Raw genomic sequence first — 21,835 nt, forward strand, 5'->3', positions numbered from 1 at the left:
GCCAGCCCGTGCGGCACGGGTGCCACGGTCGGGGCACCGGCGGCGTGCGACGCGAACGTCGGCGGCATGTGGTGGCCCTGCGGGGCGACCGGGGCGGAAGCGGCCGGGGTGCCCGTGAGGGTGCCGTCGGCGGCCGGAGACGGCGCGCTCGGCGCGGCCTCGGGGGTCTGAGGGGTCTGGGGGGTGTGTCCGGCCGACACGGCGTCGTCCGACGCCGGTGCCGGGCGGTCCTGCGGGTTGTCCTGGTTCATGGTGTGCTCCTTCAACGCTCCTCCAGGATGCCCCGCATCCCTGTGCGTTCCTTATGCCGAGCTTGAGTTTCAGCTATGGCCTTAGCCTGTTCTTCATGAGTGTCATCCCCGGCGCATGGCGTCGCACGGCGGCCGGTGCCGGCCTGCTCGACGCGGACGGTACCGTCGCGCCCACCATCTTCGCAGAGATGTCCGCCGCGGCGGTCAGAACCGGCTCCATCAATCTGGGGCAGGGCTTCCCGGACGAGGACGGCCCGGAGGTGGTCCTCGCCGCCGCACGCGCCGCGATCGCCGAGGGCGTCAACCAGTACCCGCCGGGGCGCGGCTCCCCCGATCTCCTGCAGGCGATCGCCGAGCATCAGCAGCGGTTCTACGGGCTCGCCGTCGACCCGGGCACCGAGGTCATCGTGACGGCCGGGGCGACCGAGGCGCTGACGGCGACCCTGCTCGCGCTCATCGACGGGCCGGAGGACGAGGTCGTCGTCTTCGAGCCCTACTACGACTCGTACGCCGCGGCGGTCGCGCTCGCGGGCGCTCGGCTCCGGACCGTGCCGCTGCGGGCGCCGGACTTCCAGCCCGACCTGCAGCAGCTCGCGGACGCGGTCACGGATCGGACGCGGATCATCCTCGTCAACGACCCGCACAACCCCACGGGAGCGGTCTTCGACGAGGAGGTCCGCCGGGAGGTCGTGCGTCTGGCCGAGAAGCACGAGGCCGTGATCGTCACCGACGAGGTCTACGAGCACCTCACTTTCCGCGGCCCGCACGTGCCCATCGCCACGCTGCCCGGCGCTGCGGAGCGGACGCTGACCATCTCCTCGGCCGGGAAGACCTTCTCGACCACGGGGTGGAAGATCGGCTGGGTGCACGGCCCCGCCGCGCTCATCACGGCCGTGCTGACGGTGAAGCAGTACCTCACCTACGTCAACGGCGCGCCTTTCCAGCCCGCCGTGGCCGTGGGCCTGCGCCTCGACGATGCGTTCTTCGCCGATGCCGCCTCCCTGCTCGCCCGCAAGCACGCGATCCTCGGCGACGGTCTGCGCGCGGCCGGCTTCACCGTCCATGCCCCACAGGGCGGCTACTTCACGGTGGCCGACGCGACGGCTCTCGGCGGCGCCGATGCGGCGGCCTTCTGCCGCGCGCTTCCGGAACGGGCCGGGGTCGTGGCGATCCCCCTCACCGCCTTCGTGTCCCCCGCGCGACGCCCGGCGTACGCGGGCCTCGTCCGCTTCGCGGCGTGCAAACGCGTCGATGTCCTGGAGGAGGCGGCCGCCCGTCTCTCCGGTCTGCGCGCCTGAAGCGGGTCGGTCAGCGCGGGACCACGTCGTAACGCCGTGCACGCAGCGAGGGGTTCGTCTCCCGGACCCTGGTGATCGTCGCTCCGTCGACCACTCCGAGTGCCACCCCCGGCTCGGGCCCGACCCCCGCGCGGACGACGCCCTGCGGGTCCACGATGCGCGAGTGCCCCACGCCGATCGGCGCCGGATGGTCGGCGGCGATGACGAACACCGTGTTCTCGATGGCCCGCGCGGCGAGCAGCGTGGTCCAGTGGTGCTCCTTGAGCGGCCCGCGCACCCATTCCGCCGGCACCACGAGCGCGTCGGCACCGGCGACCGCGAGGCGCCGCGACAGCTCGGGGAACCGCAGGTCGTAACAGGTCATCAGCCCGAAGCGCAGACCGCCGAGTTCGAAGACCGCGGGCTCGCCGATCTCCCCCGGCTCCACCCAGTCAGACTCGCTCTGCCCGAACGCGTCGTACAGGTGCTGCTTGCGGTAGACCGCGAGGATGCCGTCGCCGCGCACGGCGACGACCGTGTTGCGCACGCGCCCCTCGTCCGAGGCCTTCTCCGTGACGCCCGCGACGATGACGACGGCGAGCTCCGTGGCCAGGCCGATCAGTCCGGTCACGAACTCACCGTCGAGACCCTCCGCATTCGCCGCGAGGCGTTCGTCCATCGGATCGACGAAGAAGCTCGAGTACTCCGGGAACACGATGAGCTTCGCCCCCAGTCGGGCGGCGTCCGTCGCGAGCTCGGCGATCCGCTCCCTGTTGGCCTCGCGCGAATCGGTGGGAGCGAACTGGCACACGGCGACGGGGACGGCGGCGTTCTCAGGCATGACGCCATCCTCTCGCACCCGTCGCTGCCGCGCTCGATTCGACGCCTCTCCAGATCCGTGATAGGTTATCTCTTGTGCCGCGGGGTGGAGCAGTTCGGTAGCTCGCCGGGCTCATAACCCGGAGGTCGCAGGTTCAAATCCTGTCCCCGCAACAAATGGAAGGCCCTCTGGCCGGGAGAAATCCCAGGCCAGAGGGCCTTTCGCATGTGGCGGGAGCCGACCTCTGGGAGTATCGAGGGGTGAGCCGACCGGTCGACATCGATGCAGCCGTGGTGGCTGAGCTCGTCGAAGAGCAGTTCCCCCGCTGGGCGCACCTGCCCGTCCGCGCCGTGGCGCGTCAGGGGTGGGACAACAGGACTTTCCGCCTGGGTGAGGATCTGTCGGTTCGCCTTCCCGTTGCCGAGTCCTACGCGACGGCCGTGCAGAAGGAGAGCAGAGCGCTCGAGTTCCTCGCCGGACGGCTCCCGGTCGCCGTTCCCTCCGTCGTTGCGCTCGGCGAACCCGGCCACGGCTATCCGTTTCCGTGGTCCATCCGCCGGTGGCTCGACGGCGACACGGTCGACCGCGTCGCGGGGCTCGATCGTGTCCGCCTCGCCGTCGATCTCGGGGGCCTCCTCCGCGTCCTGAGGTCTCTCCCCGTGCACGCGGGGCAGGCCGCCGGCCGGCACTCGTTCTTCCGCGGTTCGCATCCGAGCGTCTACAGCGATGACGTCCACGCCGCGCTGCAGCGGCTGGACGGCACCGTGGACACGGAGATCTGCCGGAGCGTCTGGTTCGCGGCGACGAGCAGCGTCTGGGAGTCCTCGCCCGTCTGGTTCCACGGCGATGTCGCCGTCGGGAACCTCCTCGTCAGCGACGGCGGCCTGTCGGCGATGATCGATTTCGGCACCTGCGGCGTCGGCGATCCTGCCTGCGACCTCGTCATGGCGTGGACGTACTTCGAGGGGGACGCGCGTGACGCGTTCCGCGACGCCGCCGGCCTCGATGCCGCGACGTGGCGACGGGCTCGCGGCTGGGCGCTCTGGAAAGCCCTGGTGACCCTCTCGGGCGGGTCAGGACCGGGCGGAGTCGACAGCCGACGCGTGCTTCACGAGGTGCTGACCAGCCCGCTCTAGGCCGCGGATGCCGTCCCGCCGGTCAGCGGACGACGGCGGTGGGCGCGACGAGCGCCGCGAGGACCTCGTGGCTGATCGACCCGAGCAGGAACCGGGCGACGGCCCCCCGCCCGTGTGAGCCCACCACGGCGAGCCTCGCGGTGGCTGCCGCACGGTTGATGACCTCGGACGGGTACCCGCGCTCGACCCGGGGCTGCAGCTCGAGATCCGGATACGTCTGGCGCAGCCCGGCGAGAGCGACGGCGAGAGTCTCTTCGGCCAGCTGCTGCATGGAGGAGAGGTACTGCTCGGGATACGACCTCGCTCCGCGCGGAAGGGGCACGGGCGTCCATACCGTCACCGCGATGAGGGGCTCGCCGAGGCGGTCGGCTTCGGCAGCGGCGAAGGCGACGGCGGCTTCCGAGATCGGCGACCCGTCCACTCCGACGACGACACCGCGGCGGTCTCCCGCCTCGATATCCGGGATCACCACGACGGGGCAGGACGAGTCGGCGACGATGCGCAGCCCGTGCGCCCCGCGCCGCGGGCTGTCCGCGTCATCGGGTCGGAAGTCGCTTCCGATCACCAGGAGGTTCGCGCCCGCGGTGGTCGAGACGAGCTGGCGGACCGGGTCGCCGCGGAGCACGACGATGTCGACGTCCAGGCCCTGGGCCTTCAGCGTCTCCGCGTGCTCCTCCAGCAGACTCCGCGCCGCCGCGATCGCCGCATCCACCACAGGACCCTCCCCGACGGCACCGACCGCTCCCCCGACGACGCTCGCGAGGAGCAGAGTAGCCTTCCGGGACCGTGCGCGATGCGCGGCCCACTCCAGTGCTCGTCGTCCCGCCGACGTGTCCACCACTCCTACAACGATGCGCTCAGCCACGGCGACCTCCCTGTTCGCCTCCACCCTCCCATGCCAGCCCCTCCTCGCGCGACGGTTCGTCCCGGACAAAACCCTCCGCCGGCTCAGGCACTCGCGCCAGATCAGGCTTCCTATCAGGAGGGCGCCTGACCTCGCGCGCCCGCCTGCTGCCGCGAGAACGCCTGTCCGCGCGCGCCACGCGCGCACGCAGGCACCCGCGCGACAGCAGGCACGCCTGCAGGATGTCGCCTGAAACGGCGCGAGCGCCTGATGCGGCGGACGCGCGTCAGAGACGCGGGAGTGGCGGGGAATGCGAAAGGGCACCCCGTGGGGGTGCCCTTTCGTGTGCGTGGCGAGATTACTCTGCGGCGGCCTCCAGCTCCAGGAGCTTCTCGACGGCCGCGGTGAGCCGCTTGTCCGCCTCGCCGAACTTCTCCAGGTCACCCTCGGTGAGGGCCGCCTGGCGGTCGAGGAGCGCCTGCTGCGCCTTCGCCAGGGCGTCGGCCTGCTCATCCGTCGGCGTCGGCGTGGTCGGCGTCTCCCCCGTGTCGGGATCGGTCGCCTCCGGGTCGGTGGGTTCGACCTCGTCATCGCCACCGGTCGCGCCGGAGTCGCCGCCGAACAGCGTGTCCAGCGCCTCGGTGAGGGTGTTCTCGAAGGCCACCCGGTCACCGAAGGCGACGAGCACCTTCTGCAGACGCGGCAGCTGCGTCCCCTCGGACGACTGCACGTAGACCGGCTGGACGTAGAGCAGACCGCCACCGACGGGCAGGGTCAGCAGGTTGCCGTAGATGACCTCGGACTCCCCCTGCTGGAGCAGGTTGAGCTGCGGCACCACGGCCGTGTCCGAGTTGTAGGTGTTCTGCACCTGGCCGGGACCGGGCACCGTGGTGTCGGTGTCGATCTCCAGCATGCGCAGCTGCCCGTAACCTTCGGCCTTGACGCCCTTCTCGGCGCCCGCATCCGAATCGACGGCCAGGTAGCCCATCAACACGTCGCGGCTGCCGCCCGCGCCCTGGGAGGCGGGGATGAACGTCGAGAACATCGAGAACCGCGGTTCCTCCTGCCCTGGCATCTGCATGGTCAGGTAGTACGGCGGCTGCAGCATCGCGTCGCTGCGCGGGTCGTTCGGCGTCTGCCAGCGGTTGTCCTGCTGGGCGAACGAGCCGGCCTTGTCGACGTGGTAGATGCCGAGGATGTCGCGCTGCACCTTGAACAGGTCGGTCGGGTACCGGACGTGGCTCATGAGCTCGCCGGACATCTCGCTGATCGGCTTGAGGGTCGACGGGTAGACCTTCTGCCAGGTCTTCAGGACCGGGTCCTCCTCGTCCCAGGCGTACAGCGTGACCGAGCCGTCGTAGGCATCGACCGTGGCCTTGACCGAGTTGCGGATGTAGTTGATGTCGTCGATCGCGAGCGACGGCGTCGGCACGTTCGAGTCGGCGATCGCGTCGGACAGGCTCACGCTCGTCGAGTACGGGTACGTCGAGCTGGTCGTGTACCCGTCCACGATCCAGACTATGCGGCCGTCCACGACGCTCGGGTACGGGTCGCTGTCGAGCTCGAGGTACGGCGCGACCTTCTGCACGCGGGTCTTCGGGTCGCGGTCGTAGAGGATCTGCGAGTCGTCGTTGACGAGGTTGGAGAAGAGGATCTGCTCCGACTGGAACTTCAGCGCGTAGAGCAGCTTGGTGAAGCTGTCGCCGATCTTCGGTCCGCCGTTCCCGGAGAACGTGGTCTTCGTCTCGCTCGATCCGTCCTTGCCCCGCGGGTAGTCGATCTCGACCGGGTCGGCCCCCTCGGGGGCGCCGACGATGGAGTACTCCGGGGAATTCTCGCCGAAGTAGACCCGCGGCTCGAAGTCGCCCTGCTCGGACAGGAAGCCCGAGGTCGGGATGCCGCGCTCGAGGAAGACGGGCTCGCCGTCCGTCGTGCGCTGGTTTCCGGCCGCGGCGACGAGACCATAGCCGTGCGTGTAGACCGCGACGCGGTTGTTCCAGTTGTCACCGTCGCCCAGACCCGACATGTCGAGGTCGCGGACGGAGACGACCGTGTCCTGCTTCACGCCGTCGATCTCGTAGCGGTCGACGTCCATCGTCGTCTGGAACTGGTAGTAGCCGCGGTACTGCTCGAGCTGGCGGACCGTCGGCGGGATGACCTTCGGGTCCATGATGCGGATGGACGCGGTGGTCTCCGCGTCGGCGCGGAGCTGACCGGCCTCGGCGTCCGTCTCAGCCTCGAAGGCCGTGGTCTCCAGGTCGGCGACGCCGTAGGCCTCCTTCGTGCCGTCGATGTTCCGCTGGTAGTACTCGGCCTGATAGGCGTTCTGGTTCGGCTTCACCTGGAAGGTCGTGACCACCCACGGGTAGCCGATGCCGATGACCAGCGAGGCCACGATCAGCAGCGCGGTCGCCGCGAGGGGGAAGCGCCAGCGGCCGATGACGGCCGTGATGAAGAACAGGATGGCGACGACGGCGGCGATGATCGCGAGGATGCCGAGGCCGGGGATGGTCGCGTTGGCGCCCGTGTAGGCGGCACCGGTGATCCGGTCGTCCGGTTCGACGAGGGTCTTGTAGCGGTCCAGCCACAGGCTCGCCGCCTGCACGAGCAGGTACAGCCCCGCGATGACCGCGAGCTGGATGCGGGCCGGCTTCGAGATGCGCAGCTCGCCCTGGCCGATGCGCACGGAGCCGTAGAGGTAGGACACGAGCGCGGTGACGAGAAGGCTCAGCAGCAGGACCGCCGAGACGAACGCGAGGAGGATCGAGTAGAACGGCATCGCGAACATGTAGAAACCGGTGTCGACGCCGAACTGCGGGTCGACCTCACCGGTGGCGACGCCGTTGGCCCACAGCCACACGGTCTTCCAGTTGCCGGCCGCCGCGAATCCCGCGAAGAGGCCGAAGAAGATCGGCATGCCCCACATCGCGAGGCGGCGCAGCGGCTCGATGACCTCCTGGTAGCGGTCGAGCTGGGAACTCAGCCGCACGTAGACCGGACGGAGCCGGTAGGCGAGCTGGATGACGACGAACAGCGGAACCGCCATGCCGAGGAAGCCGATGACGAACATCACCGCCGTCGCGATCCACTGCGTGGTGAGCACGCCGGTGAACCCGACCTGGTCGAACCAGAGGAATTCGGTGTAGAGCGACGCGAAGACGAAGAACGCCGCGATGAGCGCGGCGATGATCACCAGGGAGATGCCGAGGATGCGTCGGGAGGTTCGAGGCGTGGCCGGGGGCTGGGCTGGGGTCGAGGTCACCCCTCCATCCTAGGCACCGCTCGCTGTGGGCGGGCTGTCACACCGGTCACGGCGGGGTCACGACCGCGCGGGCTCAGGTGGCGGGAACGTCGCAGGTCGGCAGCGCGTCGACGTCGCCGTCCTCCGCGATGACCTCGAGCGCCGCGAGGGATTCGTCGAGGGTCGCGGTGCGGATGACCTGCAGGCCGTCCGGCACATGCCCCACGACCTCGTCGCAGTTCGCCTCCGGTGCGAGGAAGTAGTCCGCGCCGGCGTCACGGGCGCCGTAGAGCTTCTGGCGGATGCCGCCGATCGGTCCGACGGTCCCCTCGGCGTCGATCGTCCCGGTGCCCGCGACCTCCTTGCCGCCGTTCAGCTCGCCCGGGGTCAGGGTGTCGATGATCCCGAGGGCGAACATCATGCCCGCGCTGGGCCCGCCGACGTTGTCGAGCTGGATCGTGACGTCGACCTCGAAGTCGTAATCGGTGCGCAGCGTGATGCCGATCAGCCACGTCGTCGTGCCGTCCTGGGTCTGCTCCTCCGGCGTGATCTCCACAGTCTGCTCCGCGCCGTCGCGGCGCACCGTGAGCGCGACCGGATCCCCGCCCGCCTCCTGGATGGCCTCGCGCAGCGCGGTCGCCGAGGTCACGGGCGTGCCGTCGATCGCCGTGATCACGTCGTCCGCCTCGAGCAGGCCGTCGGCAGGAGAGCCCGCGACCGCGTCGACCACCACGACCTCGGCTCCGGTGTCGTAGCCGAGCTCGTTCAGCGCGGCGGCTGTCGCCTCGTGCTGCGAGTCGACCATGAGCATCGCGTTCCGCTCGTCGCGCTGCTCGGTCGTGACGCCCTCGGGGAACACCGCGTCCAGCGGCACGACGGCGCGCGAGGCGTCCGTCCAGGCGAGCGCGAGCTCGAACCAGCTCGGCGTGCGCTCCCTGTTGCCGACGACCTGGACGGTCGTCAGGTCGAGCGTGCCGCCCGTCTCGTACGTCTCGGTCCCCTCGACGCTGATGAGCGGGACCTGCTCGCCGTCCGCGTTCTTCGCGGTACCGAGGGTGTCGTACACGGGGCCCGGACGCTGGATCACGTACGGCGAGGGCAGGAAGGTGAGGACGGCGAGCGCGGCGAGCGCGACCACCAGCGCCCAGACCCCGAGTCCAAGCTTCCCTGCACGCGGTCGTTCCACAGCAATCCTCCGTCGTTCGCGAGCGGCGTACAGCGATCTGCCCGCTTCGGGGACGCGCACTGAAACCTGTGACTAGCGTAGATGCCACGGCTTCAGACGTGCTGAGAGGGCGAGCGACATGGCAGACAACGAACCGAACCCGGAGGACTTCCAGGAGTTCCTGCGACGGATGCTCTCGAACCAGGGCGGTGGAGACATCGACCCCGAGGCGCTGCGCGGCGCCTTCCAGGGGATGGACGGCTTCGCCTTCGACCCGGCGATGATGCAGACGATCATGTCGCAGCTCCAGGGCGCCTTCGGCGGTGATCCCTGGGAGAACTCGCTCCGGCAGGCCCTGCACATCGCCAACCGCGAGGGTCAGGGCATCGGCGACGGCTCCCGCTCCTCCCTCGCCGACTCGTTCGCACTCGCAGGTCTCTGGCTGAGCGAGGCGACCACCATCTCCGAGCTCGCAGAGCCGCCGGTGGCGATGACCCGCGGCGAGTGGGTCGAGAGGACCCTTCCGGTGTGGAAGGAGATCGCCGGCCCCGTCTCGACGAGCATCGCCGACGCGCTGACGTCCGCCCTCGACACCCAGGTGCCCGAGGAGATGCGCGGCGTGGTGCAGGGCGCGGGACGCTTGATGCGGGGCCTCGGCGGATCGGTGTTCGCCGCCCAGTTCGGTCAGGTCCTCGGCAACCTCTCCCTCGAGGTCGTCTCCGGAGGCGACGTGGGCATCCCGGTGCTCCCCGCGGGTACGGCCGCCGTGATCCCGCAGAACCTCACCGCGTTCGGCGAGGGGCTCGAGATCCCGGCAGACCAGATCGCCCTCTACGTCGCGACGCGCGAGCTCGCCTACGCCCGCCTGTATCGGCACGCCAAGTGGCTGCACCTGCACGTGATGGCGCAGATCACCGACTTCGCCCGCGGTGTGACGGTGGACGTCGATGCCCTGGAGGACGTGGCGAGCCGCCTCGACCCCTCGAACCCCGAGGAGCTGCGCGCGGCGATCGAGGGCGGAGCCTTGCTCCCGACCCAGACCGAGGCGCAGCGCGAGGCCCTCGCCCGCCTGGAGAACCTCATCGCGACGATCGACGGGTGGGTCGACGTCGTCACGGCGGAGGCCACCTCCCGACTGCCGGACGGCGGCCGGATCGCCGAGGCGGCCCGTCGTCGCCGTGCCGTCGGCGGCCCCGCGGAGGACGCCCTGGGTGCGCTGGTCGGGCTCAAGCTCCGACCGCGACGCATCCGCGAGGCCTCGGCCATGTGGCGGGCGGTCACGGACGCGGTCGGCGTCGCCGCCCGGGACTCCCTCTGGGACTACCCGGACCTCATGCCCACCGCCGAGGACATCGACGACCCGACGGCCCTGATCGCGCGTCTGCAGGCCGCCGAGCGCGGGGAGCAGCCCGAGGCCGACGAATTCGATGAGGCGCTCGCCCGCCTGCTGGACGGCGACGACTTCTCCGCGGAGTCGCCCGCCGAGGAGGGCGAGACGGGTCCGCGCACCGACGGCGACGACGACACTCCGGAGGGCGAGCGCCCGGTCTGAGTCCGGCCATCCGGGTCGGGGACGGACGATCACTCTCCCTCCCCGACCACGGACGGACCGCCGACTTCTCCACCGATCCCCCGAATCGGCCTGCGGCTCCACGATGCTCCGCAGAATCGAGGGGTGCCGCTCACCCCGACGACCCTGACCCGTCTCGACCCCGCATTCCCGCTGCTCTGGCGCGACGGGATGACCCTCCAGGTCGGCGACGATCCCGCCATCCGGGTCCCGGCGTCCGCGCCCTGGGTCGAACGGCTCCTCAGCCGCATGCGCCGAGGGTTCCGACGCAGCACCTTCGATGTCATCGCGCACCGCGCGGGAGCGCCGCGGGAGGAGGCCAGACGGCTGCTGGCCATCGTCGAACCGGCGCTGCAGGACGAGCCCGCCCGCCCGCTCGCCGCCCGGGTGTCCACGCTCGGGCTCACCGACACCCGCGCCGAAGGGCGGCTCTGCGAGGCCCTCGCCGACGAAGGGGTGTCGCTCGCGACGACCTCGGCGCCGTCATCGACGGTGGTCGCCGTCGTCCTCGTTCCCGGTGCGGCGGCCGCCGTGCAGTTCGCGCCGTTCCTGCGCACGGACTCCCCGCACCTGCCGATCGCCGTCGAGCCGGCGCGCATCACCGTGGGACCGCTGGTCGTGCCGGGGCTCACGCCGTGTCTGACCTGCCGGGATGCCGAGGACACCGCTCGGGACCCTGCCTGGCCGCTGCTCCACGGTCAGCTCGTCGGCCGCGACCCCGGGCGCATCACACTCGCCAGGGTGGCTGCGGCCGGAGCGGTCGCTGCGCGTCTCCTCGCGGACCCCGAGGCCGCCCGCATCGCCCGGATCAGCGCGGACGGCGCGATCGGGTGGCGTTCGGTGCGGTTTCGCGCAGAATGCCTGTGCCGCGACCCGTCGTCCCCATCTCCGCCAGGAACCGCGAGGGCGCCCGTTCGCCGCGCCCCGCCGATCGTGCCCAGGACAGCTCCAGCGTGCGCGCAGCCCGCGTGACCCCGACGTAGGCGAGGCGGCGCTCCTCGTCCACGGCCTCGAACGTCGTGGCATACGAGATGGGCAGCGACCCCTCCGCCCACCCCGCGAGGTAGACGTGCGGCCATTCGAGGCCCTTGGCCGCATGCAGCGTCGACAGTGTCACCGTCCGCATCGTCGGCTCGTGCTGATCCTTCGCGCGGGCCATGAGCTCGTCGCTGAACGATCGCAGGGTCGCTTCCGGTCCGGCATCCTCCGCGAGCCGCAGGATGGCCCGTCGCGCCTCCCAGCCGTCGCGCTGAGCTCCCCCGGCGGCCGGCGGCTCCTCGGTGAGTCCCAGCTCGCGAAGCACCCGCCGCACCCCTGGCAGGAATCCGTGCTCGGTCGGCGCGACCGCCGCCGCACGGAGCGCGAGGATCGCCTGGCGTACCTCGGGCATGGCGAAGAATCGCGTGCCGCCGAGCACCGAGGTGGCGATCCCCTCGGCGGCGAGCGCCTGCTGGAGCACCGCGGACTGCGCATGGGCCCGATACAGAACGGCGATCTCGGACGGGGAGGCGCCGTCGGCGATACGGGCCGCGACACCGGCCGCGATCCCCGCGGCCTCCTCCGCCTCCGAGTCGTACGCCGTGACCGTCGGCGGCTCGGCGGTGAAGTGCTCCCGCGCGGGGACCAGCTCCAGCGCCCCGGGGCGACCGTGCATCAGCGCGTTCGCCGCCGTCAGGATGGGGGCCTGGGACCGGTAGTTCGTCTCCAGCCGGATGACCGTCGCGTCGGGGTGCCGCCGCTCGAACTCGAGGAGGAACCGCTGCTCCGCCCCCGCGAACGAGTAGATCGTCTGGCTGGCGTCGCCCACCACGCAGATGTCGTGCCGATCGCCCAGCCACAGCTCCAGGAGCCGGTTCTGGAGCGGCGACACGTCCTGGAACTCGTCCACGGTGAAGTGCCGGTACTGCTCGTGAACGGCGGCTGCGACCCGTGGCTCGGTCTCCAGCATCCCCGCACAGGCGAGCAGCACGTCCTCGAAGTCGAGCTGATGACGCTCGTCCTTCAGCGCCTCGTAACCGCGCATCAGCTCCACGAGCTGGGTGTGGTCGATCCCGGTGATCGGACGGCCCAGCTCGGCGTACCGGTCGATCGAGATCATCGACACCTTCCGCCACTCGATCTCCGAGGCGATGTCGCGCAGGGTCGCCGTGCGGGGACGCAGGCGGAGGGCATCGGCGGCCTGACCGAGCATGCGCACCTTGTTGTCGATGATCGACGGCGCGGGGGCCCCCGCCAGCGTGGGCCAGAAGAAGTTGAGCTGGGCGAGCGCGGCCGCGTGGAAGGTGCGGGCGGCGACGCCTTCGACGCCCAGTGCACGGAGGCGTCCGCGGAGCTCACCGGCGGCCTTCGCGGTGAACGTCACCGCCATCACCCGGGACGGCGAGTAGGCACCGGTGTCCACCCCGTGCGCGATGCGGTGCGTGATGACCCTGGTCTTCCCGGTTCCGGCACCCGCGAGCACCGCCACCGGCCCCCGCAGGACCGAAGCCGCCGCTCGCTGCCGCTCGTCGAGGGCATCGAGTGCGCTCACGGGCGCTCCTCGAACCAGTCGACGATGAGAGCGCGCGCGATCGAGGCGGGTCCCGGCAACCCGACGGGAGCGTCCCCGGCGAGCGCGGAGCCGATCTCCTCCCGCGTGAACCAGCGCACGTCGATGATCTCCTCGCCGTCGGGTCTGGCCGCGGCTTCGTCTTCGACCGCGGCGCGGAACCCGACCATGAGCGAGCGGGGGAAGGGCCACGCCTGCGAGGAGATGTAGCGCAGCGTCGAGAGGCGCACGCCGGACTCCTCCTCGATCTCCCGGTGCACGGTGGCCTCGAGGGATTCGCCCGCCTCTGTGAAACCGGCGAAGCAGGAGTACATGCGACCGCCCCAGTTCGCATTGGCACCGAGCAGCAACCGCTCGCCGTCCGCGCTCTCGACGGCGACGATCACCGCGGGGTCGGTCCGCGGGAAGTGCTCGCGGCCGCAGACCAGGCACCGCCGCGACCAGCCCGCGTTGCGCAGCTCCGTCCCTCCGCCGCAGGTGGGGCAGAACGGGGCGTCGCGGAGCCAGCCGGCCAGCGCGACCGCGGCGACGAGCACCTCGGACTCCCCGGCGTCCAGGCGCCCGCCGAGGTCGCGGAGGCCGAGCCAGATCTCGTCCGGCGCCGTGTCGAGAGCATCGGTCTCCGGCGGCAGCGCGGCGAGCAGGAGCGCGGAGCCGTCGGCTTCCCGACCGAGCATCGCCCATGTCCCGTCCGTGACGTCGTCCGCCGAGACGCGCAGCAGCGCCGAGGCCGCGACGCGCACACGCCCCTCCCGGACGACGATGACGCGCGAGGCCGCGAGGCCGCGGAGACGCTCGATCACGCCCTCCTCCTCGCGGAGTTCGGCGGCGCGGTCGAAGAACGGGCGCGGAATGCTCATCGACTCCCTCTCTCACGGGCGTGGCGGAGGCGGGACCGCCCCTGAGCCGACCTACCCTGGGGGCATGGGACGCTCTCCATTCACTCTAGCCGCGGCGGTGACGGCCGCACTTCCCGGCGCGGAGGTCACGGGCACCCGGGCGCTCACCGCGAACGGCGACGGGCGCTTCGACTCCGCCGTCGCCTCCCTCGCCGACGGCCGGGAGCTCGCGATCCGCGTGGCGGACGATGATGACGCCGCGCGCGAGCTGGCGGCCGAAGCCCTCGCGCTCCGCGCCCTCACCGACGGCGCGCGCGCCATGCTCCCGTTCCGCGCTCCCGGATACGTCGGCGAGACGAGGGTGGGCGAGGGCCGAGCGCTCGTGACCGAACTGCTCCCCGGCTTCCAGATCGAGGCGTCGATGGTTCCCGCCGGACGCGGCGCCGCGGAGTCCATGGGGGCCGCGATCGCCGCCGTGCACGCGCTGCCGACGTCGGTCGTCCGCGGTGCCGGACTCGTGATGCGCAGCGCGGAGGAGAGCCGCGCCGAGCTGGAGCGGCTCGTCGACACCGCCGCAGCCACGGGACGCGTTCCCGCCCGCCTCACGGTGCGGTGGCGGGAGGCCGTCGCCGACGACGACCTCTGGCGCTTCGAGTCGACGGTCGTGCTCGGCGGCGCGCAGGCCACGTCGTTCCTCTTCGACGATCATCCCGAGCGCGGCCCCGAGGTCACCGGCGTGATCGGCTGGCACGGTCTCGCGGTCGGCGATCCGGCGCTCGACCTGTCCTGGCTGTCGGCCGCGCCCGACGCCGCGGCCGACGTGCACGGCGCGTACGCCCGTGCGATGGATCGAACTCCCGACGCCGGTCTCGAGATCCGTGCGCGGCTGCTCGCCGAGCTGGAGTTCGCCCGCTGGCTCGTCCACGGGGACGCGCTGCGGCGCGAGGACATCGTGGAGGACGCGGCCGCGCTGCTGGAGGCTCTCGCCGACGGCCTGCGCCACGACGATCTCAGCGTGCCCGGCGATCGCCGCTCGGACGTGGACTCGGCGATGGACGCGCTCGACCGTGTGCCGGTGGCGGCCGCTCCCGAGGTGGACACCTCGATGCAGACCGATGCCTACAACCCGGATGAGCTCTGGGCGGCGGAGGCGGACGACGTGGACCTCGACGCCGCGCGCACCGGGTCGTCGGTGGCGGGGGCGGGCGAGCCCGCGGGCGCGCCGTCGCAGTCCGACGCGGAACATCGTGCCGCCGTGGCGAGCATCGAGACCGAGGACCTCTCCGGCGTCGCGCACGCGTTCGCCGAGACGCCGGGAAGCGGACGGGTCGAGACTTCCTTCCCCTCCTCCCCCTCGGCGGACGACGACGATTCCGAAGAGGCTCAGCGCGCGGCGCGGGCGGCGCTCCAGCGCTGGAAGAGCTCCTCCTCGGAGTAGACGCGGTCTCCGCGGATGACGAGGTCGTCGGCCACGTAGTACAGCGCCACGTCGATCTCCTCGAGCGGGACGCCGAAACGCCGGTGGTACGCGAGCCGGTAGAGGGCCAGCTGCAGCATGCGCTCCTCGCGCTCCTGCGGTGTGCGTGGTGCCCGCCCGGTCTTCCAGTCGACGATCTCGATCCGTCCGCCGCGGTCGGCGCGTCGGTACACCGCGTCGAGCTTGCAGATGACGATGTGGGCTTCCGTCGCGTCGGGGCGCACTCCGGGGAGACCGGCTCCCAGCGCGAAGTCGATCTCGATCTCCACGGCGAGCGGCTGCAACGGCCCCCACTCGCTCCGCTCGAAGGTCTCCTGCAGTGCGGCGAGGTCGGCGGCGTCCGCAGCGGCACCGGATGCCGGAGCACCCGGTGCACCGTCGTCCTCGGGCCCGTCCTCGTCGACCTCCCAGAGCGCCTCGTCCACCCGGGTTCCGACACCGACGAGCTCGGAGCGCTGCTCGACCCACGCGTGGAACAGGGTCCCCAGACGGGTCTGGCGGTACGGGCGCTCGGGCATCGGGCGCACGAGCGAGGACAGGGTCCCGGTGTAGTCCGTGACGTAGTCCTTGAACCGGGAGGCGGGCACTCGCGTGGGTGCCTCCGCGTCCGTCCCGCGCTGGCGGGCGGCTCGCTCGTCGAGGAGCCGGCGCAACTCCTCGGTCGGCTCGAGGGTGTCGCCCTGGAGGGCCTCCTCGACGACCGCCGCCGCGGCGCTCACCACGGGGCGCCGTCCGCCGAGCGGGTCGAGCGGCCAGTGCAGCGTGGCGCCGAGACCGTCGTACGGGTTCTCGTCCGGGTCGACCGGAGGGATCGCGTCGAGCCCGAGGACGTCGATGGCCTCCAGGAGGTACGGACTCGGCGTGCGCGGCGCCTTCTGACCCGCCCAGTGGGCGCCGCTCAGCAGCAGGTCGCTCTTGGCGCGGGTGATCGCCACGTAGGCGAGGCGACGCTCCTCCTGGCGCTGATACTCCCGGTAGGCGTCCTTGAAGCGCTTGAGCGCGCCGCCGTGGGGGTTCGCTTTCGTCGCCCCGCCCGACAGCGACGCCTGTGCGAGCTTCTGCCGCTTGCCGGGGTCGGCCTCGCCCTCCATCGCCTCCTCCGGGTCCCAGACGAAACGCGGGAGCGCGTCGCGGTCTCCGCGCAGCGCGAACGGCACGACGCCGAACCCGAACCATCCCGAGGTGTCGGACACCCGCCCCGGCAGCTCGTCGACGACGAGGCGCACGACCGCGACGGCGTCCCACTCCAGGCCCTTCGACCCGTGGATCGTGAGCAGTTGCACGACCCCGGGCTCCGGGGGCTCCGGTCGGGGCATGAGTTCGTCGGTGCTCTCCGCCTTGTCGAGCCAAGCCAGCAGGCTGCCGATCGTGCCGCGCTCGTCGGCGGCGAGGAACGCGCGTACCTCGTCGGCGAACGCCCGCAGCTGGGTGGCTGCGACCCGCGCGGGTCCCCGGGTCTCGTTGGCGGCGAGCTCGATATCCAATCGCAGCTCCAGCTCGATGAGCCGGATGAGTTCCGGGATCGGCTGGGACGACGCGCGACGCAGGCGCTCCAGCATCTCCCCCGCGGCGCGGATCCGTGAGCGCCCCTCCGGGGTGATGCCCTCCAGCAGGCGATAGTCGTCGCGGACCGCGCGCACGATGTCGACCGCGTCCACGATGGAGACGGCCTCGTCGGCACCGCGGGAGGAGCGCAGCCGCGCCCGCACCTCTTCCGGCAGGGGCATGAGGGCGGTGTCGCGCTCCGCGAGCGCGCGTCCCAGCTCGTACAGCGCCGCCATATCCGCCACCCCGACGCCGAAGCGCGGGCCCGTCAGGAGCCGGATCAGCGCCGAACCGGCCGTCGGGTCGTGCACCACCCGCAGGGTCGAGACCACGTCGACGACCTCGGGCGTGGCGAGCAGGCCCCCGAGTCCGAGGATGCGGTGCGGGATCCCTCGCGCGGCGAGCGCGCCGGCGAAGGTCTGCATGTGGCGTTTGGACCGGAACAGGATGGCGCCGGTGTGCGGGGAGGTCGAGGCCTCCTCGTGGGCGGCGCGACGTTCGGCGAACCAGGCCGCGACCTCGGCGGCCTCGTCGTCGACGGTGAACGGGTAGCGCACGGCGACCGTGCCCTCCCCCGCGCCCGGCCGCGGCTCCAGCGGCGGCACGTCGAGTCCGGGGCGCTGCAGGGGCTCCAGCACCCGGTTGGCGACGTCGAGGATCCGGCGGTCGTTGCGCCAGCTCGTCATGAGGCTGTAGGTGCGCACATCCCCCGTGCTCGAGAAGGATCGGGGGAATGCGTAGAGGTTGTCGGCGCTGGCTCCGCGCCACCCGTAGATCGACTGGTGCGGATCGCCGACGGCCATCACGGCCGTGTCGCGGAACAGCTCCGCGAGGAAGCGCGTCTGGATCACCGAGGTGTCCTGGTACTCGTCGAGCAGCACGACCCGGTGCTGCTCCCGGAGCTCGGCGCGGACGTCCGGCGCGGACTCGACGATGTCGTACGCTCCGGACACCTGGTCGGCGAAGTCGAGCACGCCGCGCCGGTCCTTCTCGGCGATGTAGTCGCGCACGAGGCTGGTCAGAGTCGGGAGGGTGCGCAGGTTGACCGCCGCCTTCTCGACATCGGCATGGGAGCGGTAGGGCTCGAACGCCGCGGCCTGTGCTGCCGCGAGACGCTCGGCCTCGGCGAGGTCGACGCGATGGTCGAGCGCCGCGCCGGCGAGCCGCTGCACGGCGTCGATGACTGTTCCGAGGGCGTAGTCGACCTCCTCCAGCTCCGGCAGATCGCTGCGGAGCACGACCTCCCGCGCCAGCATCCAGGACGCCGCCTGGCTGAGCATCGCCACATCGGGATCCCGGCCGATGCGTGCGGCGTGCTCGCGCACGATGCCGTCGGCGAAGGCGTTGTAGGTCGAGACGCGGGGACGGATGAGGAGGTCGTCGGCGGTGCGGAGCGCCCCGGGCTCCCCGGCCGTGCCGTAGTGCTGGGCGAGCTCGTCGAGGACATGGCTGCGCACGAGTTCGCGCTGCCGCCCCGGCGCGGCCTCCGCCACTCGACGCAGTGCCCCTCCGGCGACGATCTCCGGGAGATGCGGGAGCAGGCCCCGCCGACCGTATTCGTCGACGACGGCGAGGCGGGCGCCGATGCGCTCCGCGAGCTCCCCCGCCGCCTTGCGGGTGAACGTGAGGCCGAGAACCTCGTCCCGGCGGACGAGCCCGTTCGCGACGAGCCAGACCACCCGGGCCGACATGGTCTCCGTCTTGCCGCTGCCCGCCCCGGCGACGACGAGCGCAGGCTCCAGCGGCGCCTCGATCACCTGCTGCTGGGCAGGCGTCGGGGTCGGCAGTCCGAGCGCGGCGGCGATGTCGGTCGCCGAGAGCACGGCGTCCGGGGTTCCTGCGGTCATGCGCTCACCGCCGGCACGGTGTGGATGCGGCAGGGCTGGACCCGGCGCTGCGTGTCGGCGCAGTGGGCCTCCACCTGGGCCGTGAAGCTCGCCGCCGACATGCCGCGGGCGACCTCGGCGACCCGGTGCAGGAACTGCGACCGGGCCTCGGCGTCCAAGGCGTGCTGGTGCGCGACGCGGTAGTCGCTCTTCGCCAGGGTCTTCGAGACGATCACCAGACGCGCGCCCCCGAGCGAACCGGGCGCGGCACCGGGCACGAGCCCCTCCTGCACAGCGATCTGATAGGCCGCGAGCTGGGCATGGTCGACGACGCCGCCGTCCGCCTCCGGATCGGTCTTCCCGGTCTTGAGGTCGACGACCACCGTGGTCCCCTCCGGCCCACCGGCCATCGACTGCCAGCCGCGGCCGCGCGCCGGTCCGTGTTCGCCCGCGCCGGGCGGATACGCCTCGACCCGGTCGATGTAGCCGTGCACGATGGCGCGGTGACCGCGGTCCTCCCCCACCGGGTGCACGCTCGGCTCGGCGGTCTCGCCGGACACGTCGACGGCGAACCGGAACTCCACCTCGCTGCCGAGGACGCGCCCGCCGTCCCTCGTCACCTCACCGAGGTAGCTGTGCAGCCGGTCGACGAACAGGTCGGCGCGACGGCGCTCCTTGCGCCCGATCCAGGCCGTCTCGAAGTCGAGCTCCGGCCAATGTTCCTCCACGATCTCCCGCATACGCGCGAGGTCGCCGTCCGGCACGCGCTCCATCGCCTCGTGGACGATCGTGCCGATGCCCGCCGTCGGCGGCATGACGGTGTCGCCGCCGAGAGCCGAGACGACCCAGTTGAGCCCGCATTCCTCGTACGACTCCACCGCCGAGGGCGACACCCGGGCTCCGCTCGCAGCGAGATCGCGCAGCGGCGCCGCCGTCGAGGGCGCCGTGACGCCGTACCAGTCGTGCGGATGCGCTCCCGGCACGCCCTCCCGGGCGAGGATGGCGAGTTGGACGGCCGCCTCGCGCCTCGCGGGTTCGGCGTGTGTCGTGGTGAGCACCCGACGGTGCCGCGCGACCAGCCCGCGCAGCGTGAGCGGGTGCTCCGCGGAGGCATGACGCTCCGGCGGCTCCGGAGGGGGAAGGAATCCGAAGAAGGCGCTGGGCGACAGGTCGTCATCGTCCACCGCAGTGATGAGGAGGCGATGGCGCGCCCGCGAGAGTGCCCGCACGAACAGCCGCAACTCGTCGTGGAGCGCCGCCCGACGCCGGTCGAGCACGCCCGGTACCTCCGCCGGGAGGCCGGAGCGCGCCGCGGTCAGCGCGTCGGCGAGCCGCCAGGTCTGGAGCAGCCCGCCACGCAGCCGTACGTTGGGCCAGACGCCGTCCTGCACACCGGCGACGACCACCGCGTCGAACTCCGTGCCGAGCGCGGTGGCCGGTGTGAGCAGGGTGACCGTCCCCGGCCGGTCCGGCGACGACAGCGTGTCCTCCGGCACCTCGCTGTCGAGGATGTCGCGCACGAAGACCTCGGGGCGCTCGTCGGGGGTGCGCTCGACGAAGCGCTTGGCCGCGTCGAACAGAGCCACGAGAGCATCCAGCGAACGCGCCGTCTCGGCTCCGGTCGGCAGCAGCGAGATCTCCCGCCACGCGACCAGCAGCCGCCGCCCGTCGACGGCCCTGGCCTGCTCCCAGATGCGCCACAGGAGGTCGTGGATCGTCTCGCCTTCCGCCGCCGCACGAGCGACGCCGGCGACCGTCTCGGCGAAGCGCTCGGCGGTCCGCGACTCCGGTGCATCGATGAGCGTGAGGGTGGCCGGCGCCGACATCGCCGCGCGCAGCAGCTCGCGCGCGGGAGTCGACCCGCCCTGACCGAGTTCGAGGTGGCGGAGCCGCGCGCGCAGCCGACGGAGCGCGATCGCGTCCATTCCACCGAACGGCGTCCGCAGCGCCTCCTCCCAGGCCTGCACGGTGCGGTCCTCGTCCGCAGTCAGCGCGAGCCGCACGATGCCGACGATGTCGCGCACGATCCCCTCGCTCCCGAGCGGGCGCTGCACCCCGGCGGCCCTCGTCGGGATCTCGCGCGCGGCCAGCTCGGTCTCCAAGGCTGTGACCTGACGGGTGTCGTGGGCGATGACCGCCATCCGCTCCCACGGGATGCCGGCGCTCAGGTGCCAGTCGCGCATGACTCCCGCGATGCGGTCGAACTCCTCGTAGGGCGACGGCGCGAGGAAGGTCGAGACCTCCGCACTGTCGTCCCCCGCGGTGGGCGCCGGGGCGCGCCGATGCTCGACGCGTCCCGAGACGCCGATCGCCTGCGTCACCGTGCGCGTCAACGCGGTCAGCAGCGGGCGCTGACGGTGGGCGCCGTCGAGCACGTGCACGGTGGTGAGCGCGCCGGCGAGTTGCGCGAAAAGCTCGGGGCTGGCTCCGCGGAAGGCACCGGAGGAGATGTCGGGGTCGCCGAATGCGTGGACCGCGATGCCCCGGTCGAGGAGCGCCTGCACCACGCCGATGCCTCCGCGCGTCAGCTCCTGGGCGTCGTCGATGAGCACCACCCGCAGGGGCGACAGCGGCCCGAGGGGCGCGCTGTCAGCCGTGCGGAGGATCCCCGCTGCCTCGCTGAGCAGATCGGCGGCGTCGCGGTGCGCGGCCCGTAGGGCATCGAGCACCGCGCGGTACTCCTCCACGAAGTCGGCCGCCGCCGTCCACACCGCATCGCCGGTGGCGCGCAGTTCGGCCGGGCTCGCCCCCAGCTCCGTGCACTCCGCGAGGAAGGCGCGGAGTTCGGAGCGGAAGCCCTTCGAGGCGCGGACGGGCTCGCTGAGCGCCGGAGGCCAGGCGATGCGGGCGTCCTCGGCATCGCCGGCGAGCAGCTCGGCGATGATGCGGTCCTGATCGGCGCCGGTGAGCAGAGCCGGCGGCTCCGCGCCCTCCCTCACCATCGCGCCGCGGACGAGCTGGAACGCGAACGACCCGAGCGACCGGGCCAGCGGTCCCGGCGTCGCCTGGCCGATGCGCACGCCGATCCGGTCGCGCAGCGCGGTGGCCGCCTGTCGGCTCGGCGTGAGCGCCAGCACCTCTTCCGGCCGCAGCCCTTCGACCTCGAGGAGCTGCACCACACGGTCGACGAGCGTGCGCGTCTTACCGGTGCCGGGGGCACCGATCACGACGCCCGACGCGGTCGGCGGCGCCGTGATCACGGCTCGCTGCGCGGCATCCGACATCATCCCTCCACGCTATCGGGAGGCGCGGACATCGGCGTCGAGGGCGAACCTCCTCGCGGGTTGTGCGCTCAG

Annotated in this window: 12 protein-coding genes, 1 tRNA gene and 1 pseudogene; 5 read left to right on the forward strand and 9 right to left on the reverse strand. The window is 72.1% G+C overall.

Going from position 1 to position 21,835, the window contains the following annotated elements; all coding sequences use genetic code 11:
• A pseudogene (locus AB0P08_RS00005) lies at positions 1–251 on the reverse strand (serine protease); the annotation flags it as partial.
• A gap of 95 nt (positions 252–346) precedes the next feature.
• Here AB0P08_RS00005 and AB0P08_RS00010 point away from each other — a divergent pair.
• Positions 347–1,549 carry an aminotransferase class I/II-fold pyridoxal phosphate-dependent enzyme gene (locus AB0P08_RS00010; protein WP_363587325.1) on the forward strand — a complete coding sequence of 401 codons (1,203 nt, stop codon included), beginning with the start codon at positions 347–349 and terminating at the stop codon, positions 1,547–1,549.
• Positions 1,550–1,559: 10 nt separating this feature from the next.
• Here AB0P08_RS00010 and AB0P08_RS00015 read toward each other — a convergent pair whose 3' ends face one another.
• Positions 1,560–2,369, reverse strand: a complete 810-nt coding sequence (locus AB0P08_RS00015) for a carbon-nitrogen hydrolase family protein (RefSeq protein ID WP_363587327.1) — start codon at positions 2,367–2,369, stop codon at positions 1,560–1,562.
• A 78-nt stretch (positions 2,370–2,447) separates the two neighbouring features.
• Between AB0P08_RS00015 and AB0P08_RS00020 the strand changes: the two genes are divergently transcribed.
• Positions 2,448–2,521, forward strand: a tRNA-Met gene (locus AB0P08_RS00020).
• Positions 2,522–2,608: 87 nt separating this feature from the next.
• Positions 2,609–3,484, forward strand: a complete 876-nt coding sequence (locus tag AB0P08_RS00025; RefSeq protein WP_363587329.1) for an aminoglycoside phosphotransferase family protein — start codon at positions 2,609–2,611, stop codon at positions 3,482–3,484.
• Positions 3,485–3,506: 22 nt separating this feature from the next.
• Here AB0P08_RS00025 and AB0P08_RS00030 read toward each other — a convergent pair whose 3' ends face one another.
• The 3 genes from AB0P08_RS00030 to AB0P08_RS00040 form a co-directional block, all read right to left on the reverse strand.
• Positions 3,507–4,349, reverse strand: coding sequence for a universal stress protein (locus AB0P08_RS00030; RefSeq protein WP_363587331.1), 843 nt, complete (start codon positions 4,347–4,349; stop codon positions 3,507–3,509).
• Between the two features lie 337 nt (positions 4,350–4,686).
• A complete protein-coding gene (locus tag AB0P08_RS00035; RefSeq protein WP_187663674.1) occupies positions 4,687–7,590 on the reverse strand; it encodes a UPF0182 family membrane protein in 2,904 nt (967 codons plus the stop codon).
• Positions 7,591–7,663: 73 nt separating this feature from the next.
• Complete coding sequence (locus AB0P08_RS00040; RefSeq protein WP_363587333.1) at positions 7,664–8,755, reverse strand: YlbL family protein; 1,092 nt, start codon at positions 8,753–8,755, stop codon at positions 7,664–7,666.
• Between the two features lie 118 nt (positions 8,756–8,873).
• On the opposite strand from AB0P08_RS00040, the gene AB0P08_RS00045 reads away from it, so the two are divergent.
• Positions 8,874–10,286: a zinc-dependent metalloprotease gene (locus AB0P08_RS00045; protein ID WP_363587335.1), complete on the forward strand. Its 1,413-nt coding sequence runs from the start codon at positions 8,874–8,876 to the stop codon at positions 10,284–10,286.
• Between the two features lie 826 nt (positions 10,287–11,112).
• Here AB0P08_RS00045 and AB0P08_RS00050 read toward each other — a convergent pair.
• Together AB0P08_RS00050 and nudC are read right to left on the reverse strand one after the other, a co-directional pair.
• Entirely contained in the window at positions 11,113–12,834 is a 1,722-nt protein-coding gene (locus AB0P08_RS00050) for an ATP-dependent helicase (protein ID WP_363587337.1), read from the reverse strand.
• Entirely contained in the window at positions 12,831–13,712 is an 882-nt protein-coding gene (nudC, locus tag AB0P08_RS00055; protein WP_363587339.1) for an NAD(+) diphosphatase, read from the reverse strand. The genes AB0P08_RS00050 and nudC overlap by 4 nt, the downstream gene beginning before the upstream one ends.
• A gap of 64 nt (positions 13,713–13,776) precedes the next feature.
• Here nudC and AB0P08_RS00060 point away from each other — a divergent pair, with 64 nt between their 5' ends.
• Complete coding sequence (locus tag AB0P08_RS00060; RefSeq protein ID WP_363587341.1) at positions 13,777–15,129, forward strand: protein kinase family protein; 1,353 nt, start codon at positions 13,777–13,779, stop codon at positions 15,127–15,129.
• Here AB0P08_RS00060 and AB0P08_RS00065 read toward each other — a convergent pair.
• Together AB0P08_RS00065 and AB0P08_RS00070 are read right to left on the reverse strand one after the other, a co-directional pair.
• Complete coding sequence (locus AB0P08_RS00065) at positions 15,075–18,560, reverse strand: ATP-dependent helicase (RefSeq protein ID WP_363587343.1); 3,486 nt, start codon at positions 18,558–18,560, stop codon at positions 15,075–15,077. The two genes, AB0P08_RS00060 and AB0P08_RS00065, sit on opposite strands and share 55 nt — an antisense overlap.
• Entirely contained in the window at positions 18,557–21,766 is a 3,210-nt protein-coding gene (locus tag AB0P08_RS00070; protein ID WP_363587345.1) for an ATP-dependent helicase, read from the reverse strand. The genes AB0P08_RS00065 and AB0P08_RS00070 overlap by 4 nt, the downstream gene beginning before the upstream one ends.
• Positions 21,767–21,835: the final 69 nt, after the last annotated feature.

Source organism: Microbacterium meiriae, from assembly GCF_040686935.1.
GTDB lineage: Bacteria > Actinomycetota > Actinomycetes > Actinomycetales > Microbacteriaceae > Microbacterium > Microbacterium meiriae.

Excerpts from the sequence above, each read along its gene's own strand:
- nudC (WP_363587339.1), bottom strand. The coding sequence starts at position 13,712 with ATGAGCATTCCGCGCCCGTTCTTCGACCGCGCCGCCGAACTCCGCGAG.
- AB0P08_RS00060 (WP_363587341.1), top strand. The coding sequence starts at position 13,777 with ATGGGACGCTCTCCATTCACTCTAGCCGCGGCGGTGACGGCCGCACTT.
- AB0P08_RS00015 (WP_363587327.1), bottom strand. The coding sequence starts at position 2,369 with ATGCCTGAGAACGCCGCCGTCCCCGTCGCCGTGTGCCAGTTCGCTCCC.
- AB0P08_RS00010 (WP_363587325.1), top strand. The coding sequence starts at position 347 with ATGAGTGTCATCCCCGGCGCATGGCGTCGCACGGCGGCCGGTGCCGGC.
- AB0P08_RS00065 (WP_363587343.1), bottom strand. The coding sequence starts at position 18,560 with ATGACCGCAGGAACCCCGGACGCCGTGCTCTCGGCGACCGACATCGCC.
- AB0P08_RS00070 (WP_363587345.1), bottom strand. The coding sequence starts at position 21,766 with ATGATGTCGGATGCCGCGCAGCGAGCCGTGATCACGGCGCCGCCGACC.
- AB0P08_RS00045 (WP_363587335.1), top strand. The coding sequence starts at position 8,874 with ATGGCAGACAACGAACCGAACCCGGAGGACTTCCAGGAGTTCCTGCGA.